General features: G+C 45.3%; 15 protein-coding genes and 1 pseudogene. All 16 read left to right on the top strand.

The window, feature by feature from the left end; translation table 11 throughout:
* Positions 1 to 11 precede the first annotated feature (11 nt).
* Positions 12 to 569: an ion channel gene (locus ACXACJ_RS15365; protein WP_260311512.1), complete on the top strand. Its 558-nt coding sequence runs from the start codon at positions 12 to 14 to the stop codon at positions 567 to 569.
* A gap of 4 nt (positions 570 to 573) precedes the next feature.
* Positions 574 to 1590: a type II glyceraldehyde-3-phosphate dehydrogenase gene (locus ACXACJ_RS15360; RefSeq protein ID WP_062303403.1), complete on the top strand. Its 1017-nt coding sequence runs from the start codon at positions 574 to 576 to the stop codon at positions 1588 to 1590.
* A gap of 11 nt (positions 1591 to 1601) precedes the next feature.
* Positions 1602 to 2663, top strand: a complete 1062-nt coding sequence (locus ACXACJ_RS15355) for a class I fructose-bisphosphate aldolase (RefSeq protein ID WP_475135312.1) — start codon at positions 1602 to 1604, stop codon at positions 2661 to 2663.
* Between the two features lie 10 nt (positions 2664 to 2673).
* Positions 2674 to 4029 carry a dicarboxylate/amino acid:cation symporter gene (locus ACXACJ_RS15350; protein WP_062303406.1) on the top strand — a complete coding sequence of 452 codons (1356 nt, stop codon included), beginning with the start codon at positions 2674 to 2676 and terminating at the stop codon, positions 4027 to 4029.
* Positions 4026 to 4511, top strand: coding sequence for a hypothetical protein (locus ACXACJ_RS15345; protein ID WP_062303408.1), 486 nt, complete (start codon positions 4026 to 4028; stop codon positions 4509 to 4511). The genes ACXACJ_RS15350 and ACXACJ_RS15345 overlap by 4 nt, the downstream gene beginning before the upstream one ends.
* Positions 4512 to 4535: 24 nt before the next feature.
* Positions 4536 to 5249, top strand: coding sequence for a DUF3347 domain-containing protein (locus tag ACXACJ_RS15340; protein ID WP_071387174.1), 714 nt, complete (start codon positions 4536 to 4538; stop codon positions 5247 to 5249).
* A 3-nt stretch (positions 5250 to 5252) separates the two neighbouring features.
* Positions 5253 to 6233, top strand: coding sequence for an ATP-dependent 6-phosphofructokinase (locus ACXACJ_RS15335; RefSeq protein ID WP_062303410.1), 981 nt, complete (start codon positions 5253 to 5255; stop codon positions 6231 to 6233).
* Positions 6233 to 7225: a 2-hydroxyacid dehydrogenase gene (locus ACXACJ_RS15330; protein WP_062303681.1), complete on the top strand. Its 993-nt coding sequence runs from the start codon at positions 6233 to 6235 to the stop codon at positions 7223 to 7225. The genes ACXACJ_RS15335 and ACXACJ_RS15330 overlap by 1 nt, the downstream gene beginning before the upstream one ends.
* Positions 7226 to 7369: 144 nt before the next feature.
* Positions 7370 to 8230: a restriction endonuclease gene (locus ACXACJ_RS15325; RefSeq protein WP_062303411.1), complete on the top strand. Its 861-nt coding sequence runs from the start codon at positions 7370 to 7372 to the stop codon at positions 8228 to 8230.
* 14 nt (positions 8231 to 8244) lie between these two features.
* The gene (locus ACXACJ_RS15320) at positions 8245 to 9615 is read left to right on the top strand and encodes an MBL fold metallo-hydrolase RNA specificity domain-containing protein (protein ID WP_062303413.1); all 1371 of its coding nucleotides are present in this window, start codon (positions 8245 to 8247) and stop codon (positions 9613 to 9615) included.
* Entirely contained in the window at positions 9570 to 11132 is a 1563-nt protein-coding gene (locus ACXACJ_RS15315) for a thymidine phosphorylase family protein (RefSeq protein WP_475135310.1), read from the top strand. Before ACXACJ_RS15320 ends, ACXACJ_RS15315 begins: the two co-directional genes overlap by 46 nt.
* Positions 11133 to 11135: 3 nt before the next feature.
* Positions 11136 to 12032, top strand: a complete 897-nt coding sequence (locus tag ACXACJ_RS15310) for a ribose-phosphate pyrophosphokinase (protein WP_062303416.1) — start codon at positions 11136 to 11138, stop codon at positions 12030 to 12032.
* The gene (locus ACXACJ_RS15305) at positions 12025 to 12714 is read left to right on the top strand and encodes a hypothetical protein (RefSeq protein WP_062303418.1); all 690 of its coding nucleotides are present in this window, start codon (positions 12025 to 12027) and stop codon (positions 12712 to 12714) included. The genes ACXACJ_RS15310 and ACXACJ_RS15305 overlap by 8 nt, the downstream gene beginning before the upstream one ends.
* Positions 12715 to 12720: 6 nt before the next feature.
* A complete protein-coding gene (locus ACXACJ_RS15300) occupies positions 12721 to 13452 on the top strand; it encodes a PPK2 family polyphosphate kinase (protein WP_062303419.1) in 732 nt (243 codons plus the stop codon).
* A gap of 12 nt (positions 13453 to 13464) precedes the next feature.
* A pseudogene (locus ACXACJ_RS15295) lies at positions 13465 to 15534 on the top strand (copper-translocating P-type ATPase).
* A complete protein-coding gene (locus tag ACXACJ_RS15290) occupies positions 15534 to 16769 on the top strand; it encodes an MFS transporter (protein ID WP_062303422.1) in 1236 nt (411 codons plus the stop codon). The pseudogene ACXACJ_RS15295 and the gene ACXACJ_RS15290 overlap by 1 nt, the downstream one beginning before the upstream one ends.
* The last annotated feature ends 86 nt before the right edge of the window (positions 16770 to 16855 follow it).

Here is a 16855-nt window from a genome sequence, read left to right as displayed (position 1 = left end):
AAGATAGGATAATGACCACTAAACTAAACTCAGGTAATTTCTTAAAGCAACTGCTGCTCAGGATGCGTCCAGCCCTTCTGTTGGTGGGCATCGTGGCCATTGCCTATGTCTATCTCATGCAGTTCGTAGATCATGCGCTAAGCTGGGTGCCTTATCTCGTTATCTTTCTGGCCTTTATCAAGACCGGTTACTTTACCTTTTTTACCTTCAGGCAGGTCAATAAATCCATCAAGCAATGTCATTCCTTTGGGCAACTTCTCTGGATCTTCGGGCTGCTCGTCATGCTCATTATTTTCTCCTATGCGGCAGATTTCACTTGTCTGGTTGCTGCCGACACCTCCTCTTTTCTCGGATTTAAGGCATTTGATGGTTTCAGCTACTTCGAGTATTTATTCGAAACATTTTATTTCAGTGTGGTCACCTTTGCGGCCATCGGTTATGGAGATATCGTGCCTGTGACTACCCCCGCCAAAATTTTAGTGATGATGGAGATCGGTCAAAGTTTCGTATTGGTCGTATTCGGCTTATCAAACATAAATAATATTCATACCTCAATTAAAACTCAATAACAACATGAAAAAGAAAATAGCACTTATTGGATATGGCGTAATCGGCAAAAGAGTGGCCGATGCCATTGCGCTGCAAAACGATATGGTACTCAGTGGAGTTTGTGATGTGATCAGCGACTGGCGCATCCAAGCTGCTGTAGATAAAGGATATTTGGTATATGCCGCTACCAAAGAAGCTGCACTCCAAATGGAGCAGGCGGGAATCCCGGTAGTCGGTAATATGCAAGACCTGCTGGATATGGCAGACCTGGTGGTAGATTGTACGCCCAAGAAGATAGCCGCACAAAATGTAGAAACCTATAAAGAGCGGGGAATAAAATTTATCCTGCAAGGGGGCGAAAAACACAAAACCACCGGTCACTCTTTTAGTGCAGAAAATAATTATGCTTCTGCCCTGAACCGGGACAGCACACGGGTGGTCTCCTGCAACACTACCTCCATTTTGCGTACGCTTACCGCGCTTAAAAAAGCAGATCTGTTGCAAAGTGCCCGGGGCACACTGTTGCGCAGGGCAACCGACCCATGGGAGAGCCATTTGGGCGGGATCATGAATACCCTGGTTCCTGAAAGAGATATTCCCAGCCACCAGGGGCCGGATGCACAGAGTGTAGATCCCGAACTGGACGTAGTAACCATGGCCGTAAAGGTGCCGGAAACGCTGAGCCACCTGCACTATTGGAATGTGCGGCTAAGCCGTAAAACCACTAAGGAAGAAGTGCTGGAAGCCTTTCGTTCATCCACGCGCATTACTTTCATTAATTATTCGGATGGCCTCGTTTCCAACAATACGGTAAAGGAAAAATACCTCGATATGGGCCGCCCTTGGGGCGATATGTACGAAGTGGCCCTTTGGCAGGATATGCTGAAAGTGCAGGACGATGAGTTGTTTTACGCCTACTTGGTGGACAATCAGGCCATCGTAATTCCGGAGACCATTGATGCCATTAGGGCACTTACGGGAATTGAGACCGATGCCCATAAATCCATTTCCAAAACCAATGAAAGTTTGGGGATTCATTAATTCGTATTAAAATGAAAACAGATATAAATATCACAGATCTATTAGAAGAAAAAGCATCCTTCTACCTGGATCACGTATGTGAAAAAATAACAAAGGATGAATTGCAAACTCCAAGCAAAAATAGTCTTGACAAGGTATTTGCAAATAGCAACAGGAATCCACAAGTGCTGCGGAGTCTCTCACAGTTGTACAACCACGGGAATCTTGGTGGCACAGGTTACTTGAGTATTCTGCCCGTGGACCAAGGGGTTGAGCATAGCGCGGCTTTTTCTTTCTATAAAAATCCAGTTTATTTTGATCCCGAAAACATCATAAAACTTGCCCTGGAAGCCGGCTGCAATGCAGTGGCTTCCACCTTTGGTGTGCTGGGATTAAATGCTGGGAAGTATGCTCACAAAATCCCCTTTATCGTTAAGATCAACCACAACGAACTGCTTACCTATCCCAACAAATATGACCAAACATTATTTGGAAAAGTAAAAAATGCCTGGGATATGGGAGCCGTTGCCGTGGGAGCCACCATCTATTTTGGTTCCGAAGAAAGCGACAGGCAGCTTAAAGAAATAGCTGAAGCCTTTGAAGAAGCCCACAATTTGGGAATGGCGACCATCCTGTGGTGTTATCTGCGCAATGAAGCTTTTAAGACAGAGAAAGGAGATTATCACGCAGCGGCAGATTTAACAGGGCAGGCCAATCATTTGGGTGTGACCATCCAGGCAGACATCATTAAGCAAAAATTGCCGACAAACAACTTTGGTTTTAAGGATATAGGTTTTGGCAAATATGACGATGCAATGTATGAAGCGTTAACCACAGACCATCCCATTGACTTGTGCAGGTTGCAAGTGGCCAATTGCTATATGGGTAAAATAGGGTTGATCAATTCCGGGGGTGGTTCAAAAGGTGAGTCCGACTTGGTTGACGCGATAACGACAGCAGTTATCAATAAGAGAGCCGGAGGTACAGGATTGATAATGGGAAGAAAAGCTTTTCAACGCCCGTTTAAGGAAGGGGTTGAATTAATTAATGCGGTGCAGTGTGTCTATCTCCAAAATAAAATAGGGCTTGCCTAATAATTAAAATATGTTTAGCACAGAAATTAAGTCTTTAAAATCACTGAATACCTACCTGCAAAAGCTGGTAGAAAACCGGCTGTGGCTAAAGGTGATCATTGCCCTGTTTTTGGGAGTAGGCCTTGGTCTTTTGCTCAGCCCCCAAAATGGCTGGTTGACCAAGAGTACAGCCGATATTTTGGGCAACTGGCTCGCCCTGCCGGGTATACTGTTCCTAAAGCTGGTGCAGATGATCATGATCCCCCTTATTGTGGCTTCCATTATCACCGGCATTGCCAGCAACGATAAGGAAAACCTGAAGAAGCTGGGAGGCGGTGTGCTTCTTTATTTTGTGGGTACCACCACCATTTCCGTAACCATAGGCGTGGTACTGGCCACACTTTTCAAATCGGGCAGCTACCTGCACCGGCAAGCGGTAGCCGAACATGCCAATGAACTGGCCGGAGCTGTTCAGGGAGGCGCGGAGCTTTCCTTTGGTATCAACAGCATACCCAGAGCTATCTCCAACCTGCTGCCTGAAAACCCGCTGGCGGCTATGGTCAGTGGCGAAATGCTCAGCATCGTTATATTTACCATTATCATAGGTGTGGCAGTACTGGCCTTGCCAGATAATTTACTGCGTCCGGTAAAACTGCTCCTCAGTGCCATTCAGGAAATTTGTATGACAGTCGTAAAGTGGGCTATGAAACTGGTACCTCTGGCCGTATTTGGCCTGATGGCACAACTTACCTCAAGTGTGGGGCTAAGTTCGTTGGCCGGATTGGGGTATTACGTGCTGGTGGTATTAGGCGGATTATTAGTACTGGTGGGCGTTTACCTTACATTGGTAGCCGTTTTAGGCAAAAGCAATCCCTTTCACTTTCTGCGTAAAATCAGGGATGTACAACTACTTGCCTTTTCTACTACCAGCTCGGCAGCCGTAATGCCACTTTCACTTAAAACAGCGGAAGAAGAGCTAAAAGTAGACAAATCCATCAGTAACTTTATTATCCCCATTGGAGCCACGGTCAATATGGATGGTACTGCCCTCTACCAAACGGTTACCACCCTCTTTATTGCTCAGGCTTACGGTTTGGAAATGAGCCTGCTCAACATTATTGCAGTGGTCATTACCATTGTGGCTGCCTCCATTGGTACCCCGGCCATTCCAGGCGGTGGAGTGGTCATTTTGGCCTCGGTGCTCAGCAGTGTAGGCATTCCTGCCGAAGGCATCATCATCATTATTGGTGTAGAGCGCTTGCTGGGCATGTTCCGCACAGCCGTAAACGTAACCGGAGACCTAACCGCCTGTATGGTATTTAACCGCTGGTACGGTAAAAAACCGGCCATTGCACCCCATTCTAATTTTAAAGCAGCAACACAATGAAAACAATGAATCTGATCCTGCTGATGGCAGGAACAATAGCTTTCGCAGCCTGCAACAACAACCCTCAAAACGAGCATAACAACCACGACCATTCCCAAATGGAAGAACGCCAGAACGGCATAGATAAGGCAGGTAATCCCAATCACCGGGAACACGAACACAAAATGAGTGCGCAGGGCGGAACCGGTAATTATGTGGTGGGCGACCAGGTGCCTGCTAAGCAGGTATGTATGGTGAACGATGCCTATATGGCCAAAGATCAGATTCCTGTGCCGGTAAATGGCAAAACCTACTACGGCTGCTGCCAGATGTGTGTAAAAACACTGAACGAACAGGAAACTGCACGCATGGCCACCGACCCACAAACAGGTGAAAAAGTGGACAAGACCGAAGCCTACATCGTGCTGCTGGACAAAGAGGGAACGATAGCATACTTTAAAAACGAGGCCAACGCCACAGCTTACGCCAAAAGCGGAAACTGATCAAAATCTAAAAAATAAACAGCAATGAACACGATGAAATCAATTTTGATGGCAACTACCATAGCAGCTCTGATGCTGCTAGGTGCCTGCAACGGCAATCAACAGAACGAACATGGTGACCACGAACACCATGATGAAATGGAAGCCACAGAAGCAGGGCATGACCATTCCATAATGGAAGAACATCACAATAAAATGGAGCAGGGAGAAAATATCCATCGCCAACACACCTCCATCCGGGATAATTTTGCCAATCAGGACATCATTATTCTGGACGATCCTTACCGCGCAGATGCTGCTGTCAATCAAGACTTAGAGGAAGTAGTGGACGCTTATCTCGAAATGAAAAATGCTTTGGTAAACAGCAATGTTGCAGCAGCAGATAAGGCCGCAGTGGAAATGGCTGAAAAAGTAGCGGCAGTGGACGGTTCTTCCCTTAAAACCAAAGGCACGGAAGCCTGGGAACAACACTCCTCGCTTTACACCGCTAAACTGGCAGAGTTGCAGCACGTAAAGAACCTAGAGGAGAAGCGCTCTTACTTCAGCCATATCTCCGAAATAGTGTACTGCACAGTAAAGAGTTTCGACCTGAAAAAAGATATGGAGCTCTACGCCACCTATTGCCCTATGGCTTTTGAAGGCAAGGGCGCTTATTGGATGGCAGAGGCCAGGGAAGTCCGTAACCCCTACTTTGGTGAAAAGATGATGCAATGTGGTGAGGTAAAAGAAGAATTATAAGGAATGGACAAAAATGTAAAACACATTGGCATTTTTACCTCAGGGGGCGATTCCCCGGGGATGAATGCCGCCCTCTATGGAGCGACCAAAGCAGCCATATCTGAAGGTATCAAAATTACCGGCATCCGCAGGGGCTATGAAGGAATGATTGATGGAGACTTTGTGGCACTTGATGGGAAAGTACTTCAAAAAGCGGTGCACCGGGGCGGCACCCTGCTCAAAACAGCCCGCAGTGAACGCTTCCGTAAGTTGGAAGGCCGAAAGGCAGCCCTGCAAAAGCTACAAGAAAAAGGAATAGACGCCCTTATTGCCATAGGCGGAGACGGTACTTTTAAAGGACTACTGGCATTTTCTGAAATATACAAATTCCCTTTTATCGGAATTCCGGGAACTATTGACAATGATCTTACAGGCTCTGACTACACCCTGGGTTTTGATACGGCTGTAAATACCGCCATTCAAAACATTGATAAGATCAGGGACACCGCTGAATCGCACAATCGGGTATTTTTGGTAGAGGTGATGGGGCGCGACTCGGGCTACATTGCCATCCACAGTGGTTTGGGTACAGGGGCCGATGGTATTCTTATACCCGAAAGTGCTGATGACTTTATCCGGCTGCTTGATAAGGTATGCCATTATCAGAGTGAAGAAACATTGATCGTAGTAGTCTCCGAAGGAGATGAACTGGGCGTAGATCTGGTGGCTTCCAAAATTAGGGAGGTGAACCCCACAGTGGATTTACGGATAACCACCCTAGGTCATGTGCAACGGGGTGGCAGCCCCTCGGCTGCTGACCGCGTGTTGGGGATACGTTTGGGAGCTGCGGCAGTAGAAGCCTTAGTGAAGGGAGAGAGCAATGCCATGGCGGGGCTTGTCAATAATCAACTGAGCCTGACCTCTTTTGGAGAGGTTGTAAAACACCATCAGATAGATGATGGACTACGTGGGCTTTTGCAAATATTCTCTCAAAATAATATATGATGAAAGTAACCAACTACAGCACCCATAAATTTGATAAACCCAGCCTGGAAAAAGCCAATGCAGGCAAACATGATATCCAATGGCTGGATGTACGACTTACAGAAGAAACCGCAATATTAGCTGAGGGTAGCCAGGCCATATGCCTATTTGCCGGAGACGATGCCTCAGCTTCCGTCCTTGAAAAGCTTCAAGGGTTCGGTATCAAATACATCGCTTTGCGGTCGGCAGGTTTTAACCACGTGGACCTACAGAAAGCCAAAGAACTGGGCATACAAGTGGCGCGTGTACCCGCCTATTCGCCCTATGCCATTGCCGAGCACGCAACTGCCCTTATTTTGGCTCTTAACCGCAAGCTGATCCGTGCCAACCGCAGGGTAATGGAACAAAACTTTTCGCTGGACGGCCTGACGGGTTTTGACCTCAACGGAAAAACCGTAGGCATTATAGGCGTAGGTAAAATAGGTGCCGTGCTGGTTCGTATTTTGGATGGTTTTGGCTGCCGCATCCTGGCACACGATCTTGAGCCAGGTTTGGAATTACAACAGAAATTCGGACTGGAATATGTAAGCTGTGAGCAGTTGTGTACCGAAAGCGACATCATCAGCCTGCACGTGCCCCTTACCGAAAAAACCAGGTACATCATCAACCAACGAAAAATTGAAAGGATGAAGAAGGGGGTGATGCTCATCAACACCAGCCGGGGCGGACTGGTAGATACCAAGGCTGTAATTGCAGCATTGAAAACCGGCCACATCGGTTATTTCGGGATGGACGTGTACGAGGAGGAAGAAGGTCTTTTTTTCGAAGACCATTCCGAAGATATTTTGCAGGACGATACCATTGCGCGGCTGATGACTTTTAAGAACGTGCTTATCACCAGCCACCAGGCCTTTCTTACCGAAACCGCCCTTCAGAATATTGCTGAAACCACTATTTATAATCTTGACTGTTTTGAAAAGAAAATCAACAATAATAATGAACTGATTCTTTAAGGTTTAAGGAGTCTCTTACACTGTCTAAAAGCGTTTTTATAATTTTAGTTGCTCATCGTAATTTCATACAAGGAAAGCGGGATATCATAAATACCCCCTGAACTGATATTCTAACTTTAACATTCCATTGTTAAAGTAGATTTAATGCCAGAAAAGACCGTTTTTATCACCAAGGCTTCCGGAGAAAAAGCACCCTTCTCTCCTGCAAAACTCAAGCTATCCCTTGAAAGAGCCGGAGCCGGTTCATCCATGATTGATCGGATTGTAAGTGAGATTGAAGCGCAGCTTTTTGAGGGCATGTCCACGAAGAAAATCTACAGCCAGGCGTTCTCCATGCTTCGGAAGCACTCAAAACCCGCTGCGGGCAGGTATAAGATCAAGCAGGCTATTTTAGAGCTGGGCCCTACCGGTTATCCCTTTGAAAAGTTTGTAGGTGAAATTTTGAAACACCAGGGATATCGTACCAAAGTGGGGGTAATCATTCAAGGGCATTGTGTTTCTCACGAAATAGATGTGGAGGCTCAGAAAGACAACCGGCACTTTATGGTGGAATGTAAATTCCATAACCGTCAGGGGTATAAGTGTGATGTGAAAATTCCACTCTATATCAAATCCCGCTTTGAGGACGTGAAAAAACAGTGGGAAAAGCGTAAAGACCATACCAATAAATTTCATGAAGGCTGGGTGGTGACCAATACCCGGTTTACCGAAGATGCCATTCAATATGGTAAATGTTCAGGCCTGAAGCTAATAGGCTGGGATTATCCGCAGCAAGGAAGCATTCGCGACCGGATAAATTTATCTGGACTGCATCCTGTTACCTGCCTTACCAGCCTTACTAAGGCTGAGAAGCAAAAACTGATTGATAAGATGATTGTGCTCTGCAAGGAACTATGCGAGAAACCCAAAGTACTTGAGGAAATAGGGATTTCACGTACACGGATCAAAAAGATCATAAAAGAAGGAGAGGAAATTTGCTCAAGTGGTATTTCCCATAACAACTGATTTGTATTGAATATATGAAAGATAAAATGACATTGAAATTTCTGGGAGCAGCGGGTACCGTTACCGGCTCCAAATATTTACTGGAAACAGCCGGCAAAAAACTAATGGTGGATTGTGGTGTATTTCAGGGATTAAAAGAACTGCGTTTGCGCAATTGGGTACAACCGGAGTACGACCCGGCATCTATTGATGCGGTGGTGCTTACCCATGGGCATCTGGATCATACCGGCTACCTGGCCCGTTTGGTAAAGCTTGGTTTTAAAGGAAAAATATATGGGAGTACACCTACACTTAAGATCGCTGAAATCATACTGAAGGACAGTGCTAAAATTCAGGAAGAGGAGGCAAAACGGGCAAATAAAGAAGGTTACAGCAAACACAGTCCGGCAGAAGCTTTCTATGATTTAAAAGACGTTAAAAATACCCTTCCGCTTTTCCATCCGGTTGCAGAAGGCAAATGGCACGTCATTGAAAACGACTTTAAGGTAAGGTGGCAATACAATGGCCATATCATCGGATCAACTTTTATTGAAGTAGAGACCAACGATAGCCGCCTGGTGTTTTCAGGTGATATTGGCAGAAAAAAAGATTTGCTTTTGTATACGCCAAAAAAGCCTGAAAAAGCGGATGTCCTGCTTATTGAATCCACCTATGGAGGAAGGGTTCATCCTGAAGAAGAAAGTATTATCCCAGAACTGGAACGTATAGTCAACGAAACGGTAGAGCGTGGAGGAAGCCTGTTCATTCCCAGTTTTGCCGTAGAGCGTACTCAGCTCATGATGCTGATGCTTTGGAGGCTTTTGAAAGAAAAAAGAATCCCCAATATACCCATGATTATGGATAGTCCCATGGGAGCTAATGTGCTAAACCTCTTTCATGCCTCACGGGATTGGCACAAGCTCAAACCCGAAGAATGTGATGAGATGTGTTCCTATTTTGAGATTGTACGCAGTTACCGCGAGACCCTGTTCCTGCGGGATGATAGCACACCCAAAATTGTAATAGCCGGTAGTGGTATGATGACGGGCGGACGAATACTCAACTACATGGAAACAAGATCAGGCAATAGTAACGACACCCTACTTTTTGTAGGCTATCAGGCAGAAGGAACAAGAGGAAGAAAGCTACTTGAAGGTGCAAAAAAAATTAAAGTGTATGGCAAATGGCTGCCATTCAACATGCAGATGGAACACATTGAAGGACTAAGTGCCCACGGAGATCAAAACGATTTGATTGACTGGCTCTCTGAAATCAAAGAGCAACCCGAAAAAGTCTTCATTATTCACGGAGAAACCGAGCAGGCAGGAGCATTATCAAAAGCCCTCGAAGAAAAGAAGGGATGGCAAGCGCAAATCCCTCAACTAAATCAAACGGTAGAATGGTGATGGAAGAAGATACCCGGCATGACGTATTAAAATTAGTGATATTGGGCATTGATGCCCGCAATGAATATATGGTATTTATGCGCAAAGACTGTCCCGTGTGTATATCGGAAGGGTTTGAGGCTTTAAATCGTATAAAAGTTTCAAAAGGAGAAAAAACCATTGTAGCGTCTCTTATCGTTTGGGATGATAAGTCACAATTAAGTCATGACCAATTGGGCCTTTCTGATGCCGCTATTGAAGCCCTGGAAACTAAAGAAGGTGACTTACTTAGGCTGAGCCATTTAGATGCGCTTGATTCCATGAGTGATGTCCGTAAGAAAATTTATGGACACCGACTGAACCAGGCCGAGTTTGACAGGATCATTGGCGATATCGTCAATCGTAACTTATCTAATATTCAATTGTCGGCTTTTCTGGCTTCCAGCACAGGGAACTCATTAAATCAGGACGAAGTGATTGCCCTGACCCGTTCTATGATCAATGTGGGTTTCAAATTGGACTGGGGCAAGGATAAAGTTTATGATAAACACTGCATAGGTGGCTTGCCTGGTAACAGAACTACTCCATTGGTAGTGTCTATTGTTGCCGCAGCTGGGTTGACCATCCCTAAAACTTCTTCCCGTGCCATTACTTCTCCTGCCGGTACTGCTGACACCATGGAGGTAGTCACCAACGTAAATCTCACCACCGGGCAAATGAAAAATGTCGTGGAACAGGAAGGCGGTTGCCTTGCCTGGGGCGGATCAGTACAGCTAAGTCCGGCAGATGATATACTCATCCGTATAGAAAAAGCTTTGGATATTGATAGCGAAGGGCAGATGATCGCTTCCGTGCTTTCTAAAAAGGCGGCAGCAGGTTCTACCGATGTGGTGATTGATATTCCTGTTGGAGCTACGGCTAAGGTACGGTCGCAGGAGGCTGCTGAGCATCTGTCAGAAAAGATGGTTGCGGTAGGCAAAGCCATCGGGCTGAATATTGATATCGTGCTCACCGATGGGTCACAACCTGTGGGGAGGGGTATAGGGCCTGCCTTGGAAGCTAAGGATGTTTTATCCGTCTTGAGAAATGAAAACAATGCACCTGATGACCTGCGAGAAAGAGCAGTAATATTGGCAGGCAGATTATTGGAAGTGGGAGGAAAAGCAGCCGAAGGGTCAGGCACTCTTGAAGCTTTGAGAGTTTTGAAAAGTGGAGCCGCCTACAAAAAATTCACTGCTATCTGCGAGGCACAAGGTTTTTTCAGGGAACCTGAGGTAGCGCCCCATAAGCATAGGATTAGATCCGCAGCGAGTGGAGTAGTTTCAGAAATTGATAATCGCAGACTGGCCAAAGTGGCTAAGCTGGCCGGTGCTCCTGGTGCTATGACAGCAGGCATTTTGCTGCTTACACCATTGGGTACTCATGTGGAAGAGAACGATACTCTGTTTGAAATCCATGCTGAGTCACAAGGAGAGCTTGAATACGCCCTTTCTTACATGGATGCACAAAAACAAATTATTAAAATCAAAGCGACTTAAAATATGGAAATGATAGTTTTTGCCTTACCGGGCAACGAAGAACTTACAAAAAAAATAGCAGGACACCTTAAGGCTGAAAAGGGAGAGGCAACCATCCGGCAGTTTCCCGATGGGGAAAGCTATGTGCAGATTCACTCTGAGGTTAAAGATAAATGCGTGGTAATGGTATGCACATTACACGAGCCGGATGCCAAATTGCTGCCCCTGTACTTTTTAAGTAAGACGGCCAAAGAACTTGGTGCTGCCTGTACGTGCCTGGTAGCGCCTTATCTGGCCTACATGCGTCAGGATAAGCAGTTTAATCCGGGAGAAGGTATTACCTCTACGTATTTTGCTGAATTAATATCAGGCTTTGCAGAAACGTTGACCACCGTTGACCCACACCTTCACCGTAGAAGTTCGTTAAGTGAGATTTACACCGTACCTAATAAACTGATCCATGCGGCATCACACATTTCAAAATGGGTGAGCGATAATATTGAAAAGCCGGTATTCATCGGCCCGGATAGTGAAAGTGAGCAATGGGTTTCTCAGGTAGCAGAAGAAGCCGGAGCACCTTTTACGGTGTTAGAGAAGGTGAGGCACGGTGACAGGGATGTGGAAGTGTCCGTCCCCGATGTAGCAAAATACAAAGACCACACCCCGGTACTGGTGGATGATATAATTTCCACCGCCAGAACGATGATAGAGACAGTCGGCCATTTAAAAAAAGCCGGAATGCACCCACCGGTTTGTGTTGGGGTACATGCCGTATTTGCTGGCTCAGCCTATGCGGATCTAAAAAATGCAGGGGTACAACAGGTCGTCACGTGCAACACCATCCCTCATGAAAGTAATCAGATTGACCTTTCAGATATTCTGGCAAAAGAGATTAACCAACTGATGAAGCATCATGCGTAGTGCGCTACTCACCTTAATAGCGTGTCTGCAACTTGCCCCTGCAATTTTGTATGGTCAGGAGAAAGAAATGTTCATTCAGCAAATAGCGCAAAAAAGAATAGTACGTGAAAACTATGATCAAAATGGAGACCTGCAGGGCAAGCAGATATTTTTAACGGGTGAGTTAGAGCAGCAGGGTAAAACTTATCGGATAAAGGTAATAACCGAGCTCTATGACGAAAGCGGCCGGCTTACGGAAAAGTACTGGACCACATATAAGTGCAATCCCAATGAGTTTGATGTGCTATTGAATGTATTCCCTTTTACTGATCCGGATGACGAGAAGATAAAAGTGGATGTCACTTCAGAAGACTTTCAGCAACTGTATGAACTGGGTAAAGGAGAAGAATTAAAAGATATTCATTTGAAGATGAGTGTTGAATCGGGGGTATTAAGTTTTTTCGGATCCAAAAGCCTGGTCACCATAAAAAACAGGAAAAAGGAGGTAGTGAACCAATCAGTAAAAATCAGTAGTGAGGCTGTTATTGAAGCATACATGATGGGAATCCGTATTAAAACGATAAACTATGTCGTGGAAGAATACCTGACTAACGATTTCGTATTGCAACGTCAGCAGTTTACAGAGGATGATGGGGCCTGGTTTACCATGAAATATGAACAGAACGCAAAAGAAATTGAATAAAAGCAGATGGTTGAGTTAGAACACATATCAACACTGCCACCGAAAGATGCCGATAAGGCGGAAACAAAGAAAGCCTTGAAAAAACTCCGAAAGGAGCTTTTTCAGTTGCAGAATAAGTTCTATGCCGATGGAAGATACAGCATGCTCATTGTCTTGCAGGGGCTTGATACCTCCGGAAAGGATGGTACGATCCGTCACGCTTTTAGCGGCATGAACCCGCAGGGCGTGCAGGTAACATCGTTTAAGAAGCCCACAATTGATGAGCTCAAACATGACTTTTTATGGCGTGTTTATCCACATTTTCCCGAGAAAGGGATGATCAGGGTATTTAACCGGTCATACTATGAAGACATTCTGGTTCCGGCTACAAACAAGAGCCTTTCAGAAGATGTCTTGCTGCACCGCATCAACCTCATCAATGAACTGGAACATCATCTGTTGGCCAATGATACATTGATTTTAAAGTTTTATCTGCACCTATCGGCTAATGAGCAGGTAAAGCGTATTGAGGAGCGTAAAACAAAACCGCACAAACGATGGAAATATGCCAAAGAAGATGAACTTATCCCAAAAAAATGGGATGACTACAGGAAAACGTATCATACCATATTGAATGCCTGTGATCACTTGCCCTGGCACATTATTCCTGCAGATAAGCGATGGTTTCGTAATTATACAGCAGCTAAAATTTTAGCCGAACAGCTTGAAAAACTAAATCTGAAATACCCGAACAAATAAAAAATAGTCATTATGGAAAATCACAAAGAGCATAATCACACACACCATAAGCACGAAGAAAGTAAAAAGCATGAAGATCACGGCCATGGTAGTCATTCGGGTCACAACCCCGGGCATGGTGAAATGGGACATGATCATCATAAAATGATGATCGAAGATTTTAAAAAACGCTTTTGGCTTACCCTTATCCTAACCATTCCCATTCTGGCCTTTTCTCCCATGATCCAGAATTTTTTGGGTTACGAATGGTTGTTACCCGGTAACTCCTACATCCTGTTTGGGCTTTCTACCATCGTGTATTTTTATGGAGGTTGGCCTTTCCTTAAAGGACTGAAAAATGAGTTGAGTTAGGGAGCCCCCGGTATGATGACCTTGATTTCCATGGCCATTAGTGTCGCCTATTTTTATAGTTCCGCCACCGTTTTTGGCCTTGAAGGGGAAGATTTTTTCTGGGAGTTAGCTACCCTGATAGCTATTATGCTCCTGGGCCATTGGATTGAAATGAAGTCTGTACTGGGAGCCTCCAAAGCCTTAGAGTTACTGGTAAGTATGATGCCTTCTGAGGCTCACAGGATGAGGGGCGATATAGTGGAAGATGTAAAACTGGAAGACCTGCAAAAAGATGATATTATCCTGATCAAACCCGGTGAAAAAGTTCCGGCTGATGGTGTTATCGTAGAAGGAGAAAGTTATCTGAACGAATCCATGCTGACCGGGGAATCCAAACCGGTCAAAAAAGGCCTGGAGAATAAAGTAATCGGAGGTTCACTCAATGGCAACGGCTCATTAAAAGTAAAAGTAGAACATACCGGCAAAGACAGCTATCTCAATAAAGTGATCACTTTGGTGCAGGAAGCGCAAAAGTCCAAATCAAAAATGCAGAATTTGTCAGACCGTGCCGCCAAGTGGCTTACCTATATTGCATTGGCCATTGGTTTTGGTACGCTGGCTACCTGGTTGTTTTTAGGCTTTCCTTTCGTATATGCCCTGGAAAGAATGGTGACGGTGATGGTTATTGCCTGCCCTCATGCATTAGGTTTGGCCATACCATTAGTAGTAGCCATATCCACAGCAGTTTCTGCTCAGAATGGATTATTGATACGCAATAGAACGGCATTTGAGGAATCCCGAAAGATTTCAGCCCTGGTTTTTGATAAGACCGGAACCCTGACCAAAGGCGATTTTGGCGTTACCCGTGTAGAAGCGGTAGATCAGCAATTTGAGGCAGACGAACTACTGAGGCTTTCCAGTGCTTTGGAGCAAAGTTCAGAACATCCCATCGCTGTTGGCATCATTAAAAAAGTAAAAGAGAAAGACATTTCAATACCTAAGCCGGAAAACTTCAATGCCATCACAGGTAAAGGAGTTGAGGCTGATGTGGAAGGAAAAAAAGTCAAAGTGGTGAGCCCCGGCTATCTGAAGGACGAGAACATTTCAATACCTGATGGTGCCTATAGCAGTGCTGCCGAAACAGTCGTTTTTGTTCTCATAGATGATAAACTGGCCGGGTACATCGCCCTGGCAGATGAGATCAGACCGGAAAGTGCGGAGGCGATTAAAGTATTCAAAAAGAACAACATCAAAGTGATGATGGCCACCGGTGATAATGAAACAGTCGCCAAAGCAGTAAGTGAAGAACTAGGCCTGGACGGATACTACTCAGAGGTATTGCCACACCAGAAGGTTGAAATCGTAAAAGACCTACAAGCTAAGAATGAATTTGTCGCTATGACCGGTGATGGGGTGAACGATGCGCCTGCACTGGCACAGGCCAACGTAGGTATTGCCGTGGGCTCAGGAACCGATGTGGCAGCCGAAACAGCCGACATTATTTTGGTCAATAGCAACCCGCAAGACATTGCCAATCTGATCCTGTTTGGAAAAGCTACTTACAATAAGATGATCCAAAACCTGATATGGGCTACGGGATACAACGCGGTTGCCATTCCGTTAGCAGCAGGTGTTCTTTACACTTCCGGTTTTGTATTGGGGCCTGCGGTAGGTGCGGTATTTATGAGTTTGAGTACCATTATAGTCGCCATCAATGCCCAGTTGTTGAAAAAGAAAATCGGTAAGAAATAATGGATAATCAAAAAATGCTTGGCAGGATAATAATTGTCCTGTTGAGTATTTTTGTGGTCATGAGCGGGTATGGCGTACTGCTGCCCGTTTTACCCTACTTTACAGAAAGACTTGCGTTGAAGTCCGGTGTAGTAGCGGATGAGGATATCAACTATCACATCGGCATACTTACCAGTATTTACCCGTTTTTTCAACTGTTATTTGCGGTTGTCTGGGGCAGGCTTTCCGACCGTTTTGGTCGGAAAGTACTTATTATTATGGGGCTGGCAGGCTTTGTCGTCATGCAGCTCCTGACAGGGCTGGCTACTTCCTTAAGCATGTTGTATATAGCCCGCATCCTTGGAGGTATATTCTCCTCTTCCATTATTCCGGTGGGCAATGCGTATCTCAGCGATGTAACCAATAGCAGTCAGCGCAAGAAGGTATTGGCATGGTCGGGAGTAGCTGTAAGTACGGGTGTAATAGCCGGGCCTATGATTGGCGGATATCTCGCTCAAACCAACCTTCACTTCAATACCACATTTGGGCACCTGCTTTTAGATAAGTTCAGTGTCCCGTTCCTGGCCATTGCACTGTTGGGCATCATTACTTTAGTAGTCGTTGTCCTGCGGCTCAAAAACCCAAAGAAGCAACACGCAAATAACCAACAAGTAAAACTTAAAATGACCGGAATGCTGGCCAACCCTGTCTTTTTAAAACTGCTGCTTTTATCCCTGGTGCTGCAATTGGCCATCACTTTATTTGAGACCGTTTTCTCCGTGTATGCCAAAGATATTCTTGTCTTTGATACCAAACAGGTAGGTTTGGGTTTTATGCTTTGTGGTTTGGTTATGGCTGTTTTGCAACCCTTCTTCGCCAGTTTTAATGAAAATACGCTACCCCTGAGACTACAGCTTATTACGGGGTTTTTACTAGCTGCTGTCGCATTAGGTGTTTTTCCGCTGATGACCACCGATTTCTATGTATTTACCATGATCGTAATTTTTGCAACGGGTGCAGCAATCATTACCCCAAACCTCATTGCCTCTATCTCATTTATAGATGAGCATAATACTGGAGCCTACTTATCGGCTCAAACCTCTGTGAACAGCATTGGTCAGGTACTGGGGCCCTTGTTGGGAATGTGGATTTATTCCTTTGGGAGTTCATGGCCGTTCCTGAGTATCGGGGTGATCCTGTTGTTCACTACCCTCATTCTATTTCCGAAACTGAAACTAAGAACTTCCGAAGCTTAATTGATCAAGCAAAGACATGGCTACAGCCTGATCAATTCATTTTTGAGGAGCTTCGGTTATATTTGTCAATCTTTCAATCATACGGC

It is taken from the genome of Roseivirga sp. AWQ4_251 (genome assembly GCF_056158225.1).
Note: the sequence above shows the minus strand (reverse complement) of the source record. Positions and strands in the feature narration are given on the sequence as shown.